14 protein-coding genes are annotated in these 14,163 nt (G+C 41.4%); 3 read left to right on the top strand and 11 right to left on the bottom strand.

Annotated elements, in window-relative coordinates; all coding sequences use genetic code 11:
- Positions 1 to 8 precede the first annotated feature (8 nt).
- Both PARA125_RS08355 and ispH read left to right on the top strand, forming a co-directional pair.
- Complete coding sequence (locus PARA125_RS08355) at positions 9 to 1,679, top strand: cation:proton antiporter (protein WP_213158436.1); 1,671 nt, start codon at positions 9 to 11, stop codon at positions 1,677 to 1,679.
- 83 nt (positions 1,680 to 1,762) lie between these two features.
- The gene (gene ispH, locus PARA125_RS08350; protein WP_349305718.1) at positions 1,763 to 2,707 is read left to right on the top strand and encodes a 4-hydroxy-3-methylbut-2-enyl diphosphate reductase; all 945 of its coding nucleotides are present in this window, start codon (positions 1,763 to 1,765) and stop codon (positions 2,705 to 2,707) included.
- Positions 2,708 to 2,789: 82 nt separating this feature from the next.
- Here ispH and PARA125_RS08345 read toward each other — a convergent pair whose 3' ends face one another.
- From PARA125_RS08345 to dcd, 6 genes are all read right to left on the bottom strand, one after another.
- Complete coding sequence (locus PARA125_RS08345) at positions 2,790 to 3,542, bottom strand: hypothetical protein (protein WP_213158434.1); 753 nt, start codon at positions 3,540 to 3,542, stop codon at positions 2,790 to 2,792.
- Positions 3,543 to 3,545: 3 nt separating this feature from the next.
- Positions 3,546 to 4,748, bottom strand: coding sequence for a DEAD/DEAH box helicase (locus PARA125_RS08340; RefSeq protein ID WP_213158433.1), 1,203 nt, complete (start codon positions 4,746 to 4,748; stop codon positions 3,546 to 3,548).
- Between the two features lie 40 nt (positions 4,749 to 4,788).
- Complete coding sequence (locus PARA125_RS08335; RefSeq protein ID WP_213158432.1) at positions 4,789 to 6,030, bottom strand: hemolysin family protein; 1,242 nt, start codon at positions 6,028 to 6,030, stop codon at positions 4,789 to 4,791.
- Between the two features lie 29 nt (positions 6,031 to 6,059).
- A complete protein-coding gene (locus tag PARA125_RS08330) occupies positions 6,060 to 7,316 on the bottom strand; it encodes a hemolysin family protein (protein WP_213158431.1) in 1,257 nt (418 codons plus the stop codon).
- A gap of 64 nt (positions 7,317 to 7,380) precedes the next feature.
- A complete protein-coding gene (locus PARA125_RS08325) occupies positions 7,381 to 7,746 on the bottom strand; it encodes a hypothetical protein (protein WP_249274297.1) in 366 nt (121 codons plus the stop codon).
- A complete protein-coding gene (gene dcd / locus PARA125_RS08320; RefSeq protein WP_213158430.1) occupies positions 7,746 to 8,315 on the bottom strand; it encodes a dCTP deaminase in 570 nt (189 codons plus the stop codon). The genes PARA125_RS08325 and dcd overlap by 1 nt, the downstream gene beginning before the upstream one ends.
- A gap of 197 nt (positions 8,316 to 8,512) precedes the next feature.
- Here dcd and PARA125_RS08315 point away from each other — a divergent pair, with 197 nt between their 5' ends.
- Positions 8,513 to 9,088, top strand: a complete 576-nt coding sequence (locus PARA125_RS08315; protein WP_213158429.1) for a superoxide dismutase [Ni] — start codon at positions 8,513 to 8,515, stop codon at positions 9,086 to 9,088.
- Here PARA125_RS08315 and PARA125_RS08310 read toward each other — a convergent pair.
- From PARA125_RS08310 to PARA125_RS08290, 5 genes are all read right to left on the bottom strand, one after another.
- A complete protein-coding gene (locus tag PARA125_RS08310) occupies positions 9,085 to 9,582 on the bottom strand; it encodes an NUDIX hydrolase (protein WP_213158428.1) in 498 nt (165 codons plus the stop codon). The two genes, PARA125_RS08315 and PARA125_RS08310, sit on opposite strands and share 4 nt — an antisense overlap.
- Complete coding sequence (locus tag PARA125_RS08305; protein WP_213158427.1) at positions 9,579 to 10,187, bottom strand: NADPH-dependent FMN reductase; 609 nt, start codon at positions 10,185 to 10,187, stop codon at positions 9,579 to 9,581. The genes PARA125_RS08310 and PARA125_RS08305 overlap by 4 nt, the downstream gene beginning before the upstream one ends.
- Before the next feature lie 9 nt (positions 10,188 to 10,196).
- Entirely contained in the window at positions 10,197 to 11,813 is a 1,617-nt protein-coding gene (locus PARA125_RS08300; protein ID WP_213158426.1) for a J domain-containing protein, read from the bottom strand.
- A gap of 254 nt (positions 11,814 to 12,067) precedes the next feature.
- On the bottom strand, positions 12,068 to 12,406 hold the full coding sequence (locus PARA125_RS08295; protein ID WP_213158425.1) for a phage holin family protein: 339 nt from the start codon (positions 12,404 to 12,406) through the stop codon (positions 12,068 to 12,070).
- Positions 12,407 to 12,416: 10 nt separating this feature from the next.
- On the bottom strand, positions 12,417 to 14,027 hold the full coding sequence (locus PARA125_RS08290) for a tetratricopeptide repeat protein (protein ID WP_213158424.1): 1,611 nt from the start codon (positions 14,025 to 14,027) through the stop codon (positions 12,417 to 12,419).
- Between the last annotated feature and the right edge of the window lie 136 nt (positions 14,028 to 14,163).

Raw genomic sequence — 14,163 nt, 5'->3', positions numbered from 1 at the left:
GAGGTTTAATGCCTGAAGACTTAAATATTATTTGGATTTTGGCTGTGGGGCTAGGCTTTGCTTGTGCAGCAGGATATGTGGCACAGCGTTTAAAACTTTCCCCTATTTTAGGGTATCTGATTGCCGGGTTTTTGATAGGACCCAATTCTCCAGGTTTTATTGCCGACCAAAATATTTCTGGCCAGCTTGCCAATATCGGTGTGACTTTACTCATGTTTGCTGTGGGCCTTAACTTTAATTGGAAGGATATCGATGCAGATAAAAAAATCGTGATACCAGGAGCCCTTTTGCTTTCTTTTCTATCGATTTGTGCAGGGATTGGGTTGAGCAGAGCGTTAGGGCAGACGGTGATCGAAGGGTTTGTCATTGGGGTGGCCATCTGCGTATCGAGTACCGTGGTTATTGTGCGAGTTTTGGCAGATCAAAATTTGTTACACACGAAGCAAGGGCATATCGTTGTCGGGTGGACGATTATTGAAGATTTAGTTTCGGTTTTAGGCTTAATTCTACTGCCCGCCTTAATTTATTCTCCTTCTACCTCATCTTCAAGTCCTTTTTTCACCATTTTGGCTTCAGTGGGAATGGTTCTATTAAAAGTTTTCCTGCTCGGATTAATTGTGCATTTTATTGGAGAGAATTTAATTGAAAAAATTTTAAAACTCATTGCACGCGCAAGGTCGCATGAGCTTTTCACCTTAGCGATTTTAGCCTCTGTCTTTTTGATTGCCGTAGGGTCTTCCTATATCTTTGGAATTTCGCTTGCCTTAGGCGCTTTTATTGCAGGGACGGTGGTCGGAAAGACGGAATTAAGCCACCAAGCTGCAGCGAATGCGTTGCCGATGCGCGATGCTTTTGCGGTGATTTTTTTTGTCTCTGTCGGAATGTTATTTAACCCCCTTGTCGTAAAAAACAACCTTCCTCTTTTTGGAGGAGTCTTACTCATTCTTTTGTTTTTACGCCCGCTTGTTGCCTACTTCATTGTGAAAATAGCCAAATATCCCAGCTATGTTGGGTTTACGGTGGCTCTTGCGATCAGCCAAATTGGGGAATATTCCTTTATTTTAGCTGAAGAGGGGAGCCGTTTAAAAATTTTGCCCGATAACGCTTACGATATTTTAGTGGCTTGCGCTTTTATCAGCATTGCCTTGAATCCTATCCTATTTCAGTTTTTTAAACCTCTTACACAAGCGGCCAAAAGGGCTGTTAATGTAAACTCTTCTGACATACATCTAAGCGGGCTTTCAGAGGTGACCGGCTTATTTTTACCGAGGGTCTTAGTTGTCGGATTTGGTCCTATTGGAAGAGCTGTCGCTCATCATCTAGCTGCAAATCACCAAGTGTTAGTCATCGATCAAAATATCGATACCGTTTCTTCGACGAAGGAAAAAAATATCGAGTTGTTTTTTGGAGATGCTACACAGCTTCAACTTTTAGAAAGAGTTAAAATTGAAAACGTGCAACTGATTGTCATTACTACGCCTGATCTCCCTATTACCAACTCGATTATCACAGCGGCTCAACACATTAATCCTCATGCCGATATTATTGCACGCGTGCATTTTGAAAGAGATTACGAGCATGCTAAATTTAGCAATATTCCAATTGTGTGCGACGAAACAGCTTGCGCGGAAAAAATGGTTTTATTACTTAGCCAACGCGTCCCTTCAGGAAATATATAGGGCCTTAAGTTTTATCATTTTAACAATTGAAATTAAGCAAATAGTCTTTTATGATTTTGGTCTGATCGGATAAAGGAGGCTAAATAATGAAGCTATTGCTATCTAAACCCCGCGGTTTTTGTGCTGGTGTAGAACGCGCCATTGAAACAGTGGAAAAAGCTTTAGAATATTGGGGAGCGCCCATTTATGTTAAACACGAAATTGTACATAACCGAGCGGTAGTCGATAGTTTAAAAGCCAAAGGAGCCATTTTTATTGAAGAAATTGACGAGGTTCCTATAGGAGCTCGTCTGATTTATTCAGCCCACGGTGTTTCTCCTGCTGTGCGTGAGGCGGCTAGCCGTAGGCAATTAATTGAGATTGACGCTACCTGTGGGCTTGTCACGCGCGTGCATTCTGCCGTTAAGCGGTATGCGGCCCAAGGATATCAAGTGATTTTGATTGGGCACCGCAATCACGTGGAAATTATTGGCACTGCAGGAGAAGCTCCAGACGTGACCACAATTGTGGAGTCAGTGGCAGATGTGGAAAAATTGGCTTTTAAAAACGAGGAAAAGTTATTTTATATTACCCAAACGACTCTCAGCTTGGATGATGTAAAGGAAATCACAGAAGCTCTAGTTCAAAAATATCCACGCGTTGTCACCCTGCCAAGTTCTTCTATTTGTTATGCGACAACCAATAGGCAACTTGCCCTGCGTGAAATTACGGACCAAACCGATTTGGTTTTAGTTGTGGGAGATCCCACCAGTTCCAATTCTAATCGTTTGCGAGAAATGGCCTCTAAACGGGGAGTGCCCTCTTATTTAATCAACAATGAAAGCGAAATCCAACTAGAATGGATGAGCGGAGTCAAAACCATCGGATTAACTGCGGGCGCTTCTACTCCAGAGGGGATCGTGCAAAAGTGCATTCAAAAATTGATGCAACTAGGAGTTAAAGAGGTTGAAGACGTGGTTTTCACCAATGAAGACGTTGTTTTTCAGCTTCCTAAGCCCATTGTGAATGTTAAATTTGGACAGGGCTAGTTTTTTATAACAGCCCCCTAATAAGAAAAGAGGCTGGGAAAGAGATCTAATAAAGAAAATTAAAGACATTTTCTTAATTGTTCTAGGGGTTGCTAAAAATTTTTTCCATCTTATCAAGGAAAGCTTGATAGGCTTCGGGCGAGCCCCCTCGGATACCGGCTTCGGGGGAGGGAGTCGTAATTTCGTCTGCCAAGGGAATTGCCACAAGAACTACCTTTTCTAAAGTGTCATTCGTTTCAAGTAAACGTTTTAAAACAGCGTGTGTGGGATGCGCAAAGGCCATGTATACGCGGCGCTTCCCTGTTCTGCCTTGAAAATGGCTTTGAGGGCCATAATAACTTGTGTCATAGAAAGTTTTAATTAAGGCAATTTTTTCCGCGGTGACAGCCCCTTGGCTATCATGCCAGTCACTTGCATGGTCATAACCAAAGCGGGTAGTTCTTTTTTTCCCAAAAAAGCTTTCAAATTCATCTACAATCGGCGCAGCGGTGTAATAGCGCACTTCTCCGTTGTAAGGGTCATACCCGCAGCGCGCTGCGTGCGGTGGGAAAAGCACGAAATTATCATGATCGAGCTTTCGTTGTAAAAATTCGTATAAAGCTTGGGATCGGCAGGTCCCCCCCGAGCAAACGGGATATAAGGCATCTCCAAGCTGAAAAGTAAAACGGTTTTCTGACTTTTCAGAAAATGTTTTAACGATATGCAGATGGCCTCCTTTTATTTTAAATTGTTGCTCTAGCTGAGCTAATGCGCAATCTTTATGATTTATTAGGTTAGGATCAGTAAAAATTTTTGGGTCTAATTCAAGAGAAACAGGAAGAGGGGTGGATTGCATAAATTAGCTCGAAGAAGGGTTAGCTGGTTTTCTTTTTTTTGTGTAAAAACGTTGCTTTCGCCCTGTTTTTTCTTGCTTTGACGAAGTTGCTGGAGGAGGAGGGCCGATCCAATGAGGCTCTTTCTTCAAGACTTTTAAGAGCCGATTGAGAGTGCGCAGTTCTCTTTGCGTCACCAGGGTTACGACAATCCCTGCTTTTTCGTAACGTCCTGTGCGCCCCGCGCGATGGATATATAAATCTAAATCCTCGGCTAGGTGATAAATAAAAACATGGGAGACGGAAGAAAAATCAAGCCCTCGGGAAGCCACATCGGTAGCAACGAGCAATTGGATTTTACCTGTGCGAAATTTATTTGTAATAGTAGAGCGAATATCTTGACTTAACCCAGCGTGGAGAAAATCGACCGTCTCCTGGATCTGTTTCCGAAGCATAAAGGTTACTTTTTCACATTCTTGCCTTGAACTGCAAAAGATAATGGCTTTGGAAGGGGCTTGATTCTTGATGAGTTGAATGAGATTTTGTTCTTTTTCATGGTAGCGACAATAAAGAAAACGGTGTTCAATCCTATCAGGAGTGGTATCCTCCCCAATCAATGAAATTTCCAAAGGAGATTGCATGTGCTTTTTTGCAATATCCCGAATTTGATTGGGCATAGTGGCCGAAAATAGCAAGGTTTGATGTTCGTGCACCAAGCAGTGGATGATGAACTCCAAGTCCTCGTAAAAACCCATGCTCAACATTTCGTCCGCTTCATCGAGAATAAGAGTTTCCACATGGGTTAAATCGATTTGTCTAGAATAAATAAAGTCGATTAAACGGCCAGGTGTGGCGACCAAGACTTGCACACCGTGTTTGAGCTTCGATTGCTGAAGGGCAGCGTCTTCACCTCCCAATAGTGCAAAAGTTTTAACCCCTTTCTCTGCTCCAATTTTTTGGGTTTCTGTGGCATATTGTAAGGCTAGCTCTCGTGTAGGAACTACAATTAAGGCTTGCACAAAGCCGGATTGCACATCTACTCTGTCGCAGATGGGAATTGCACAAGCGGCTGTCTTACCAGAACCTGTTTTAGCTAAAGCGATTAAATCTTTTTTTTGAAGGATGTGAGGAATAGCGGCTTTTTGAATAGGGGAAGGCGCATGAAACTTTAATTTTTCCAGCGCTTTTAAAATAGTAGGATCTAATCCAAAATCAAGAAAACTAGTCATATTACTCATTTAGACTTATGATAAACAACATGATAACTTTTTAAGAAATTTTAGTAATAACAGTAATTGTTTTAGCACCTCGCAGGGAGGTTTCTTTTACCTCCAGCTCAAAGGGTTCAATGTAAATAGAATCGCCCACTTCAGGAGCATAGCCAAGCACTTTTGCAACTAATTGAGCCAATGTTAAATCTCCCTCCTCATCGAGTTTAGCTTCGAATTGCTTGTTGAAATCTGCCACGCGCATATCGCCAGGAAATGTTCTTTCCATGAGCCATTTTGTTTTTTGTTTTGTCGAAGCCTCTTCTCCCACTTTTCCGATAATTTCTTCTAATAAATCATCGAGGTTTAGCAAGCCGACGGCAGCTCCTTGGTCATTTAAAATAACGGCCACACTTTGGTTATTGCGCCTATAGTGTTTTAAAATTTGCATGGTTTTTGTATTTTCTGTGACGAACCATGCAGGGCGCGCATGGTCGCGTACTCTTTTTGTAGGAGGAAGTCTAACGAGATCACGTGGAAAAGCAATTCCCACAATGTTAGATGGATCCTTGTGATAAACAGGTAAATAATCGGCCCCGGTTTTTTTCAAGATGGCGCGCATTTGTGCAATGGTTCCATTTGAGGGGATCATAGGAATTGATTGAATGCGAGTCATGATTTGAGCTGCATTTTTAATCCGCAAATGGAAGATGTTAGCCGCTATATCATTGAATTCTTCTGAAGGTGAGCCGCCAGGTCCTCGATCCTCTCCATGCTCTTCTAAAATTTTCTGCAGCTCTTCTTGACTTAAGAAGAGGTCTGGCTCTGAGCTTGGTTGGTTTAAAAGCTTGCTTCCAATCTTAGAGGCTTGGTGAGTAGCCCATAAAATAGGGGACATCAGCTTAGCAGAGGCATATAGGAGGGGCGCTCCTAGCATGGCGACATTTTCAGAATAATGCCGCGCAGCAAACATGGGGGAAAGCTCTCCAAATATTACCACTAAGAAGATTTGAGGAATGGGGGCCCAGTCGGGGCTTAGCCCTAAAGAGGTGAAAAATTCTCGGGCGCACTCCGAACCGATGACCATGGCCACATTGACTCCAATTAAAGTCGTTCCAAATAAACGGGCAGGATTTTGCAGCAGGTAATTTAAATAAATTGCTCGCGTATTTCCTTGGCTGACGTAATAATGAAGCCGTACCTTGTTAAGAGAAACGCAAGCCATCTCCACCATGGAATAAAATGCGAGAACGACAATCGAAAGAAAATTAAAAAAAAGCCACCACCAGGCAGAGAAACTCATTTAAATAATTCCTATTATCTTAAACCTTATCATGCGGCCTTTCGCTTGCCTTTTAATTTGCGAATATAAAGCCGCCGAACACGATTTGGATATGCCGATAACACGTGGAACAAGAAGTCGTGGGTCTCATATTTGGTTCCTGCTTTTGGGATGTCTCCTAGTTGTTCGGTTAACCATCCTCCTAATGTAACCATGTTATTTTCGCTAACCAAATTAGTGTTAAACATTTCATTGAAATCTGCTAATTCTAGCCTGCCGCTTGCAATAATTTCGTTCGTCCCGGCTCTTGTATATAAACTTTTTTTATCGCGCAAGTCGGCGATTTGCCCAATCACAGTTTCTGCAAGGTCTTCGCTGGAAATTAACCCCGAAATAGAGCCATATTCGTCCACTACAAGAGCTAAAACCTGGTTGATTTCATTCATTTGCCGAATGAGGCGCCGGGCTAGAGTGGTTTCTGGCACATAAAAAGGTTTTTCTAGAATGGGGATTAAATCATGGCCAGAGAGCATACGTTGATTGTGAAGGAAGTAAGCTTTTGCACTCAAGATTCCCTGAATATTATCGATATTTTTATCGCAAACAGGAATGCGGGAGACCTCTTGTTCCACAAATAAATACGTGAGCTTAGATAAGGGCTCATGGATGTCGTAAAATAAAATATCTTCTCTTGGGCGAGCAAGTTCTTTCACGATTGCATCTTGAAGATTTAGATAGCCAGCTACAAGCTCTGCCTCGTCTTTATGCAAAACCCCATGTTTTTCAGAGGCGCGCAAGACATGCATTAACTCTTTTTTTGAGATTTCTTGATTGCGTTTAAGATAGAAAAATAAACCGCGCGAAATGGGAGCCGTAATCGCAATGATTGCTTGGCGCACAGGTTTCAGCAATTTTTGTAAGATATCAATCACAGGGCTGACCATGGAAGCAAACTTGACATTGTTTTGAAATCCCAGGTTTTTGGGAATGATTTCTCCAAATAAAAGGGTCATCACTAAAGGAAACCCCACTTTCCATTCCCAGCCACTCTCTATGCCACTCATGCTGGAGGAAACGTTTTGCAGCAAAATGTTAACAATGGTATTTAAAATGAAAACCGTGACAAGTAAGTCCTTAGGATGTGCTAGAAGCTTTGCAATGAGCTGCTTGCGCGGATCCGCATCTTTAGCATAAGCTTTAATTTTCATGGAAGACAGAGAAAACAAAGCTGTTTCAGACATAGAAAAGTATCCTGACAGAAATGTAAGCACCAGAATGAGAAAGACAAATATAAAAAGACTTAACATGGGGGATTTCTTAGAGTTTGTTATCTATCTACACTGTTATTGATTTCTGTTTTACCTTTTCTCATTATTCTCGTCTATTTGCTTTTTGTGTAGTAGAGTCTGAAGCAACAAAGAGAACTTTGATGCTCCCTTTTGGGCTCAGTCCCAACTCTCGCATTAGAGTCAATTCTATCCACGCCGGATCACTTTCGCTGTTGATTTGGGCAAGCAGCTTTTGTTGAAGGAGCAAAGCCTCTTTTTTTTGTTTTTGAAGCATTTGAAGCTGTTCGGTGAGTTTTGAAAAATCAGCTTCTCTTTGTTTGATTCCGTGTTCATAACTCATCAAACAAAAGAGGACAAAAAGGATGACCCACCAGGAGCGGATCATTCCTAAATGTACAATCGAACGCATGTTTTGTTTGAATAAATGCAAAGTTTTTTGAGGCATCATTAAATGCGGGGGGTCACAATTCCAACCTGATTCATGTACTTTCCTTGACGGTCTGCATAAGAGACCTCGCAGGGATGGTCAGACTCAAAGAAAAGAACTTGGGCTAACCCTTCATTGGCGTAGATTTTAGCTGGCAGGGGAGTTGTATTTGAAATTTCAAGGGTGACATACCCTTCCCACCCAGGCTCGAAAGGGGTCACATTCACAATGATGCCGCATCGGGCATAGGTAGACTTGCCGATACACATGGTTAAAACATTTCGAGGAATGCGAAAATATTCTACACTGCGCGCCAAAGCGAAAGAATTGGGGGGGATAATACACTCGGCTGTTTTCAACGAAACAAAAGCGTTGTCTTCAAAATTTTTAGGATCCACAATGGTGTTATAGACGTTTGTAAAGACTTTAAACTCGTTCGACACGCGTAAGTCGTAGCCATAACTGGATAAGCCGAAACTGACGGCTTTAGCCCCGTTATCTGTATGACGGACTTGTTGATCGGCGAATGGTTCAATCATTCCGTGCTCTTTTACCATTTTTCTGATCCAATGATCGGGCTTAATACTCATACTTTTACCTTCATGAAACTTCGTTTAAGTAGAACAATGGTATCACGCTTTAAATAAAAAGGCTAGTGGTTGTATGAATCTTCTTTTTTTTGAAAGATGGTTAGAATGTGTTGAGTAATTTTTAGCAATCAGGTAAAAAGCCTATTTTGCATACTCGCTATAACTTTTTTGAAATCCAAAATAGGAAATATACGACCATGAAAAAGAAATTATTAGTCTCAGGAGTGTTTGCTTTACTCACATGGGGAACTTCTCTTTACTCTCATTGCCAAATGCCATGCGGGGTTTACCATGATAATATGATTTATGATCAAATCGATCAGTATGTGGAAACAATGGCCAAGGGGATCACCGTGTTAACAGATAATAAGTTTACCACGTTGCATGATAAAAATGAGTTTATGCGATGGGTCATGACTAAAGAGATGGAATCAAACAAAGTGGCGGAATTAGTTACCACATATTTCTTGCAGCAAAAAATTAAGCCTGATGAAGAAGATTCAGCTAAGAAAGCAGAGATGGCTCACCGTTTGCTGTTTTTGCTCGTGGGGATTAAGCAAAACATTGATATGAAGATGGTAAAAAATTTCCAAGAGCAATGGGAAAAATTTAAATTGTTATTTCACGTAGAAGGTTACGAATGCAAAATGGGGCAAATTAAATTAAAAGAATGGGAAGAAGCGAGAGAGCGGGCTAAGAAGCAAGAAGCTGCTGATCACGCTCATGATCATTCCCATGACCATGCCCATGCCCATTATCACCATCACCATTAAGAATTAAGGGGGAAACCTGCTCTAGCGAAAAGGGCGCGAAGAACGATGAGAGGGTGAAGGAAGAAAAACTTCATCACTCTCCAATAGGTAACGGAAGAAATGGGCTTCTGGATAACGTGAGAGCAATTCAGCAAAGCATCATGGATCCACTCAAGGTGAATTTCTAAAAAGGGTTGGGGGAGGCTATCGAGAGGGAAAAAAGCCGTTTCCAACGATTCTTCTCCTGGCTGAAGAGTGCCTCCGTTCGGCTTACATTCAAAGACATGCGTACGTGTTGCCAAGCGGTTGATGGGAAAGTACTCCCCTGTTTTCCTAACCCCTTTAACGCATAAGCCGCTTTCTTCAAAAACTTCCCGTTCAGCTGTGCGTGCAGGTAACTCTCCATCGTCGATTCCCCCACCTGGCAAAACCCAGATGGGAGTATCACGCCTTTTAATTAAAAGCACTTGTGAACGATCTTCAGAAAAAACAATTCCTAGAGCGCAGTCTTTCACAATTCAGAAACCTCTGGCAAACGGGCATGCAATTTCAGGACAAAATCCACAAGGTTTTTGCCTTGTTGAATGGCTTTGTGCTGCTCCTTGGGATCTTTTAGCTGCCCTTCAGCAGTGAAAGCTTTATCTGCATAGGCTACCCAAACTTGTTCAGGTAACACGTGGATGAAAATATTTTCAAGCATAGCCCGCAAATGAACAAGTCCTCTTAAGCCTCCTAAATGGCTAGGGGAGGCGCTCATAATGGCAGCTGCTTTGCCTTTGAACGGAGCTAAATATTCAGGCTCATCAGCTGAAGGTCTGGAAACCCAGTCAATCATATTTTTAAAGGTTCCAGGAAGCGAGCTGTTGTATTCAGGCGAAGCAATTAAAAATCCTTGGTGGGCAAGAAAAATTTTTTTTAGCGCTTTAACATTCGCAGGCAGACCCTGACTTTGCTCTAAATCGCCGTCATACAGCGGGAGGGGGTAGTCAGCAAGGTCAAGATAAGTGACTTCTACTCCAGGTTGTTTTGCCCCTTCTAAAGCAATTTTAACAAGCTTTTTGTTGAAAGAGCCTTTTCTTAAGCTGCCAGAAAAAGCTAAAATTTTTGGTTTAATTCCCATTCAAGTCCTTTAAATTAAAATTTTAGAAAAAAAAATCAACTTTATCACATCGCCCGCACTAAGCAGACGGAATGAATTCTGGCGGGCATTTCTCATCAATTTTTCTAAAAAAAGGCGACAAAAATTCACATAAACAGGGGCGGGTTCGTCAGGGTTTTTTTGGGTATATTTAGAAAAAAAGGTATCAAGAAAGTTAGAATTTGCCACTGCTTTATTGAAGTTAAAAAAATCTTTAGAAATATTTTTTCGGTAGTCGCGAACGACATAGTACCCATCCGATTGTTTTTTCTTTTGGAAGCAGGAATAAGCGGAAGCAATGTATAGAGCGGAAAGGGTATCGTAGTAGCGATAAAGTAAAACCGCATAAGCAAGGACTAAGCTGGGATGATTTACTAAGCTTGTAAAATTTTTTATAGATGCAGGCTTAATTTTTATCAGTTTTTCAATTTTTTTTTGCAACGCAGTAGAATCGGGGGCCCTTAGAAAAAATTCAGGCGTAAAAGCGAAACCTTTAATAAATTCTTTTTTAAAATGGAGAAGTTGTTCAACTTCCTTTAGCTGCTTGCTTAAAAGAAGGCCGATTGGTGAATGAGTGGTAAGATAAGAGTGAATGGCTTCCAGCAGCTCGTTACATTTGCGCTCTACTTCTGAGGCCTCACTTGTAGGAATTTCACTGTAAACACAAATTTCAAATAAGGAGTTTTGCACACTTTTGACAAAATCCTCTTTTGAAAGGCCTTGATTAGGCATCGAGATACTTAATGTCTGCTTTGGCATAATTAGTTTGGCAAGCTCACTCGGCTTTACTTGCATTTTATCGCCAGAGGTAAATGAAGTGGGAGGGTAACGGACTTTTCCCTCTAATGCACCCGCTAATACGTCTCTTGCGCTATTTATCTGCTTGGTTTTTTCTGACCAATCAGCAAGATCTAGATCCTCTCCATGCTTATCTGAATGAATTATTCTCATTAATTCACGGTAGCGTCTTTTCAAATTTTCTTGAGTAAGGTCTTTTGGATGAATTCCTAAAATGCGGTAGTAATCGATTATGTTAGAAAATTCAGGTTCGTAGTATAGCCCGGTTTTTTCTTTCTTAGGGGGAGGAATGGAAGGAAGCGGAGCATTTTGCACAGAAGAGAGGCTTTCAGAGCAGAAATAGGAGCAAGTAGGGGCTACCCTTTGAATTTGAAAAAAACTGTTTAGGTCTTTGGGTAAAGTATGGAATTTAAAACGATTCAATCGATCGACTTTCTCTTCTATCCATTTTGCGAGACAAGGGTGAATCAACACACCGCAAGTGTATCCAAAGAAAGAGCCGACCGTTTGTATAATGCGAATGGCCAATCGCATGGCGCTCTTGCTGCAATCGTGCCAAGCCTCAACCTGAATCTTTCCGAGTCCAGGGGTTACGGCCCTTGCTCCCGATGTACCAATTGTGAGCAATACGAATGTTACCGAATGAAAGATAAAGAGTAAGGTATCTTTTGCAAGCTCCACCGGTAAAGATGCAAGCTTAATCAGGCAAACTTTACGACCCTTCAAGTCTGCAAATGACTGAAACCTATCTCGAAATTTACTTTTTTGTAGAGGGGCTGCAACAAAATGAATACTGAAGCTTTTGAGCATCTTAAAATTTCTCCTTCAGGCAAAGCCACCCTTTTGAACGTTGGTCACCAAAGTATAGGAAGCTAAAATATTATCATAAATAAATCGGCTTTCTTGGCAAGATAAGCTTTTCCTGGGGCTTGAAGAAAAAAAGCTGAAAGAAAAAAGGGCTATATGCAGTGTTTCTGGAAGAAGCTTGGCGATAGAGAAATTTCTAGAAGTGGAGATCAGCTTCCCCTTTCCTTTAAAACCAAAGCTGCCGCTACCCCTTCCCGCTATTTGGGGACAAGTAATGACAAGACACTATTCGTCACTGCCAAGACAAGTGCAAATGCGACAGCCCACCAAAATCCCAGCACATAAAAACCTGGAACAACCGCGCTGACAAGTAAAACAAGCAGACCTAAAATGACAAAGCTAAATAGGCCTAATGTTAAAATATTGATCGGCAAAGTCAATAGAAAGATGATAGGTCGAATAAAAGTATTAATAGCCCCAAACGCAATGGCAACGACTAAGGCCGTGCTAAAATTGTCTAGATGCACACCTGGAAGAATATGAGCTGTGACAAAAACAGCGATTGTATTTAATAAAATGGTCATTAAAAAACGCATGCTAAACTCTTTACCATGTTTGGTTTTGCTTTTTTAACTCTTCTTTGGCTTGGGAATTTCCAAGACGAGCCGCTCTTTTGAAAAGGTCTAAGCCTTCATCCATTTTCTTTTGAGTGCCTAGACCGCTTATATAAAGGCGTCCCAAATAGTATAGCCCTGGGGGATCATTTTGCTCAGCAGATTTTTGATACCAATATAAAGCTTTTGTATAATCTTGAGGTGCGCCGCTGCCAGTTTCATATAATCGGCCTAAATTAGTCGCCGCAACAGGATGCCCACTTTCAGCAGCCAAAGTAAAAAGTTCGAAGGCATGTTTTAAATCTTTCTCAACACCCTTCCCGGTAAGGTAAAAAACCCCTAAATTATTTTGAGCAAGATTGGAACCTTGATTAGCAGCTAGTTGATAATAGTGGGCAGCTGTTCGCAGATCAGCTTTAGTCCCCCGCCCATTTTCGTACATTAAAGCTAAATTATATTGTCCTTCGGGATTACCATGTTGGGCAGCTTTTTGATACCAATTAAAAGCCTCTTCCTCATTTTTTGGGACTCCCATCCCATTTTCATACATCACACCCATATTAGTTTCGGCAGATCCCAACCCCTTTTTAGCCGCCATTTGGTAAAATTTTAAAGCCATTTGAAAATCTTGCGGGACCCCCCAGCCATATTGATACATGCGACCTAGATCATTTTGTGCAATATCTAAGTCTTGATTGGCCGCTTTTTGGTACCAATGGATAGCTTCTGAATAATCTTTTTGAACCCCTTTGCCATTTTCATAAAGGCGACCTAAGTTCGCTTGCGCATAGGGGTTACCTTGGTTTGCTGCCTGCCAGTACCAATGTAAAGCTGACGAGATATTTTTGGGGGCACCCCAACCATTTTCATACATGACACCTAAATTATTTTCCGCATGCGCATATTTTTGGTTGGCAGCTTTTTGAAAATATTCGAAAGCTTTATGGGGGTTTTTGGGGGTTAAAACTTCCAGATAAAAACGTCCTACAGCATTTAACCCTTGAGGATTATTTTGATCGGCAGCCTCCATGTAATAATTAAAAGCCTGCGCCACATTTTTTTCGACGCCCACCCCATTTTCACACAATCTTCCCAAATTTGCTTGGGCAAAAGGATTTTTTTTGTCGGCAGCCTGTCGATATAATTTTAAAGCTTGAGAAAGATCTTTTTGAACCCCCCAACCGTTTTCATACATAGTCGCAAGGTTATTTTGAGCTAACGAATATCCGGATTTAGCAGCTTCATTAAATAATTGAAAGGCTTTTTCATAATTTTTAGCGGCGCCCTCTCCCAGCACCAACATGTTGCCAAGAAGAGTCATAGCTTCAATATTTCCTCGATCGGCTGCTTTTTTATACCATTTAAAAGCTTCTGCATAATCTTGCTGCCCATTTGTCCCGTAAAAATAGAGGGCGCCTTTTTGTAAATCCTCATCCCATTCAGGATCGGTGGATAATGATTGCTCTACTGGCATGTTTTTAGCGGGTTGGGAAAGAGAGGAAGAGGTTTCTCTTTCAATTAAAGGTTGGAGAGGATGAACCTCAGGGGACGTGACAAAAGGAATTGCACCGAGAATACGTAAAAAGAAAAAATGCATGGACATAGGTTTTCCTTTGTGAAGCCATTTGATTTCACACTAGTTTATCAGGAAATAATAATCAAGATGTGGCTGGCAAATGTACAAAATGTACAAATTGATTTAAAAGCTTCTTAACAATGACTAAAAATTCTCATCTCCG

The sequence above is a fragment of the Parachlamydia sp. AcF125 genome, from assembly GCF_018342475.1.
Lineage (GTDB): Bacteria > Chlamydiota > Chlamydiia > Chlamydiales > Parachlamydiaceae > Parachlamydia.
Note: the sequence above shows the minus strand (reverse complement) of the source record. Positions and strands in the feature narration are given on the sequence as shown.

Excerpts from the sequence above, each read along its gene's own strand:
- PARA125_RS08345 (WP_213158434.1), bottom strand. The coding sequence starts at position 3,542 with ATGCAATCCACCCCTCTTCCTGTTTCTCTTGAATTAGACCCAAAAATT.
- PARA125_RS08340 (WP_213158433.1), bottom strand. The coding sequence starts at position 4,748 with ATGACTAGTTTTCTTGATTTTGGATTAGATCCTACTATTTTAAAAGCG.
- PARA125_RS08330 (WP_213158431.1), bottom strand. The coding sequence starts at position 7,316 with ATGTTAAGTCTTTTTATATTTGTCTTTCTCATTCTGGTGCTTACATTT.
- PARA125_RS08325 (WP_249274297.1), bottom strand. The coding sequence starts at position 7,746 with ATGATGCCTCAAAAAACTTTGCATTTATTCAAACAAAACATGCGTTCG.
- PARA125_RS08335 (WP_213158432.1), bottom strand. The coding sequence starts at position 6,030 with ATGAGTTTCTCTGCCTGGTGGTGGCTTTTTTTTAATTTTCTTTCGATT.
- PARA125_RS08295 (WP_213158425.1), bottom strand. The coding sequence starts at position 12,406 with ATGCGTTTTTTAATGACCATTTTATTAAATACAATCGCTGTTTTTGTC.
- PARA125_RS08355 (WP_213158436.1), top strand. The coding sequence starts at position 9 with ATGCCTGAAGACTTAAATATTATTTGGATTTTGGCTGTGGGGCTAGGC.
- PARA125_RS08290 (WP_213158424.1), bottom strand. The coding sequence starts at position 14,027 with ATGTCCATGCATTTTTTCTTTTTACGTATTCTCGGTGCAATTCCTTTT.
- PARA125_RS08305 (WP_213158427.1), bottom strand. The coding sequence starts at position 10,187 with ATGGGAATTAAACCAAAAATTTTAGCTTTTTCTGGCAGCTTAAGAAAA.
- PARA125_RS08315 (WP_213158429.1), top strand. The coding sequence starts at position 8,513 with ATGAAAAAGAAATTATTAGTCTCAGGAGTGTTTGCTTTACTCACATGG.
- PARA125_RS08300 (WP_213158426.1), bottom strand. The coding sequence starts at position 11,813 with ATGCTCAAAAGCTTCAGTATTCATTTTGTTGCAGCCCCTCTACAAAAA.
- dcd (WP_213158430.1), bottom strand. The coding sequence starts at position 8,315 with ATGAGTATTAAGCCCGATCATTGGATCAGAAAAATGGTAAAAGAGCAC.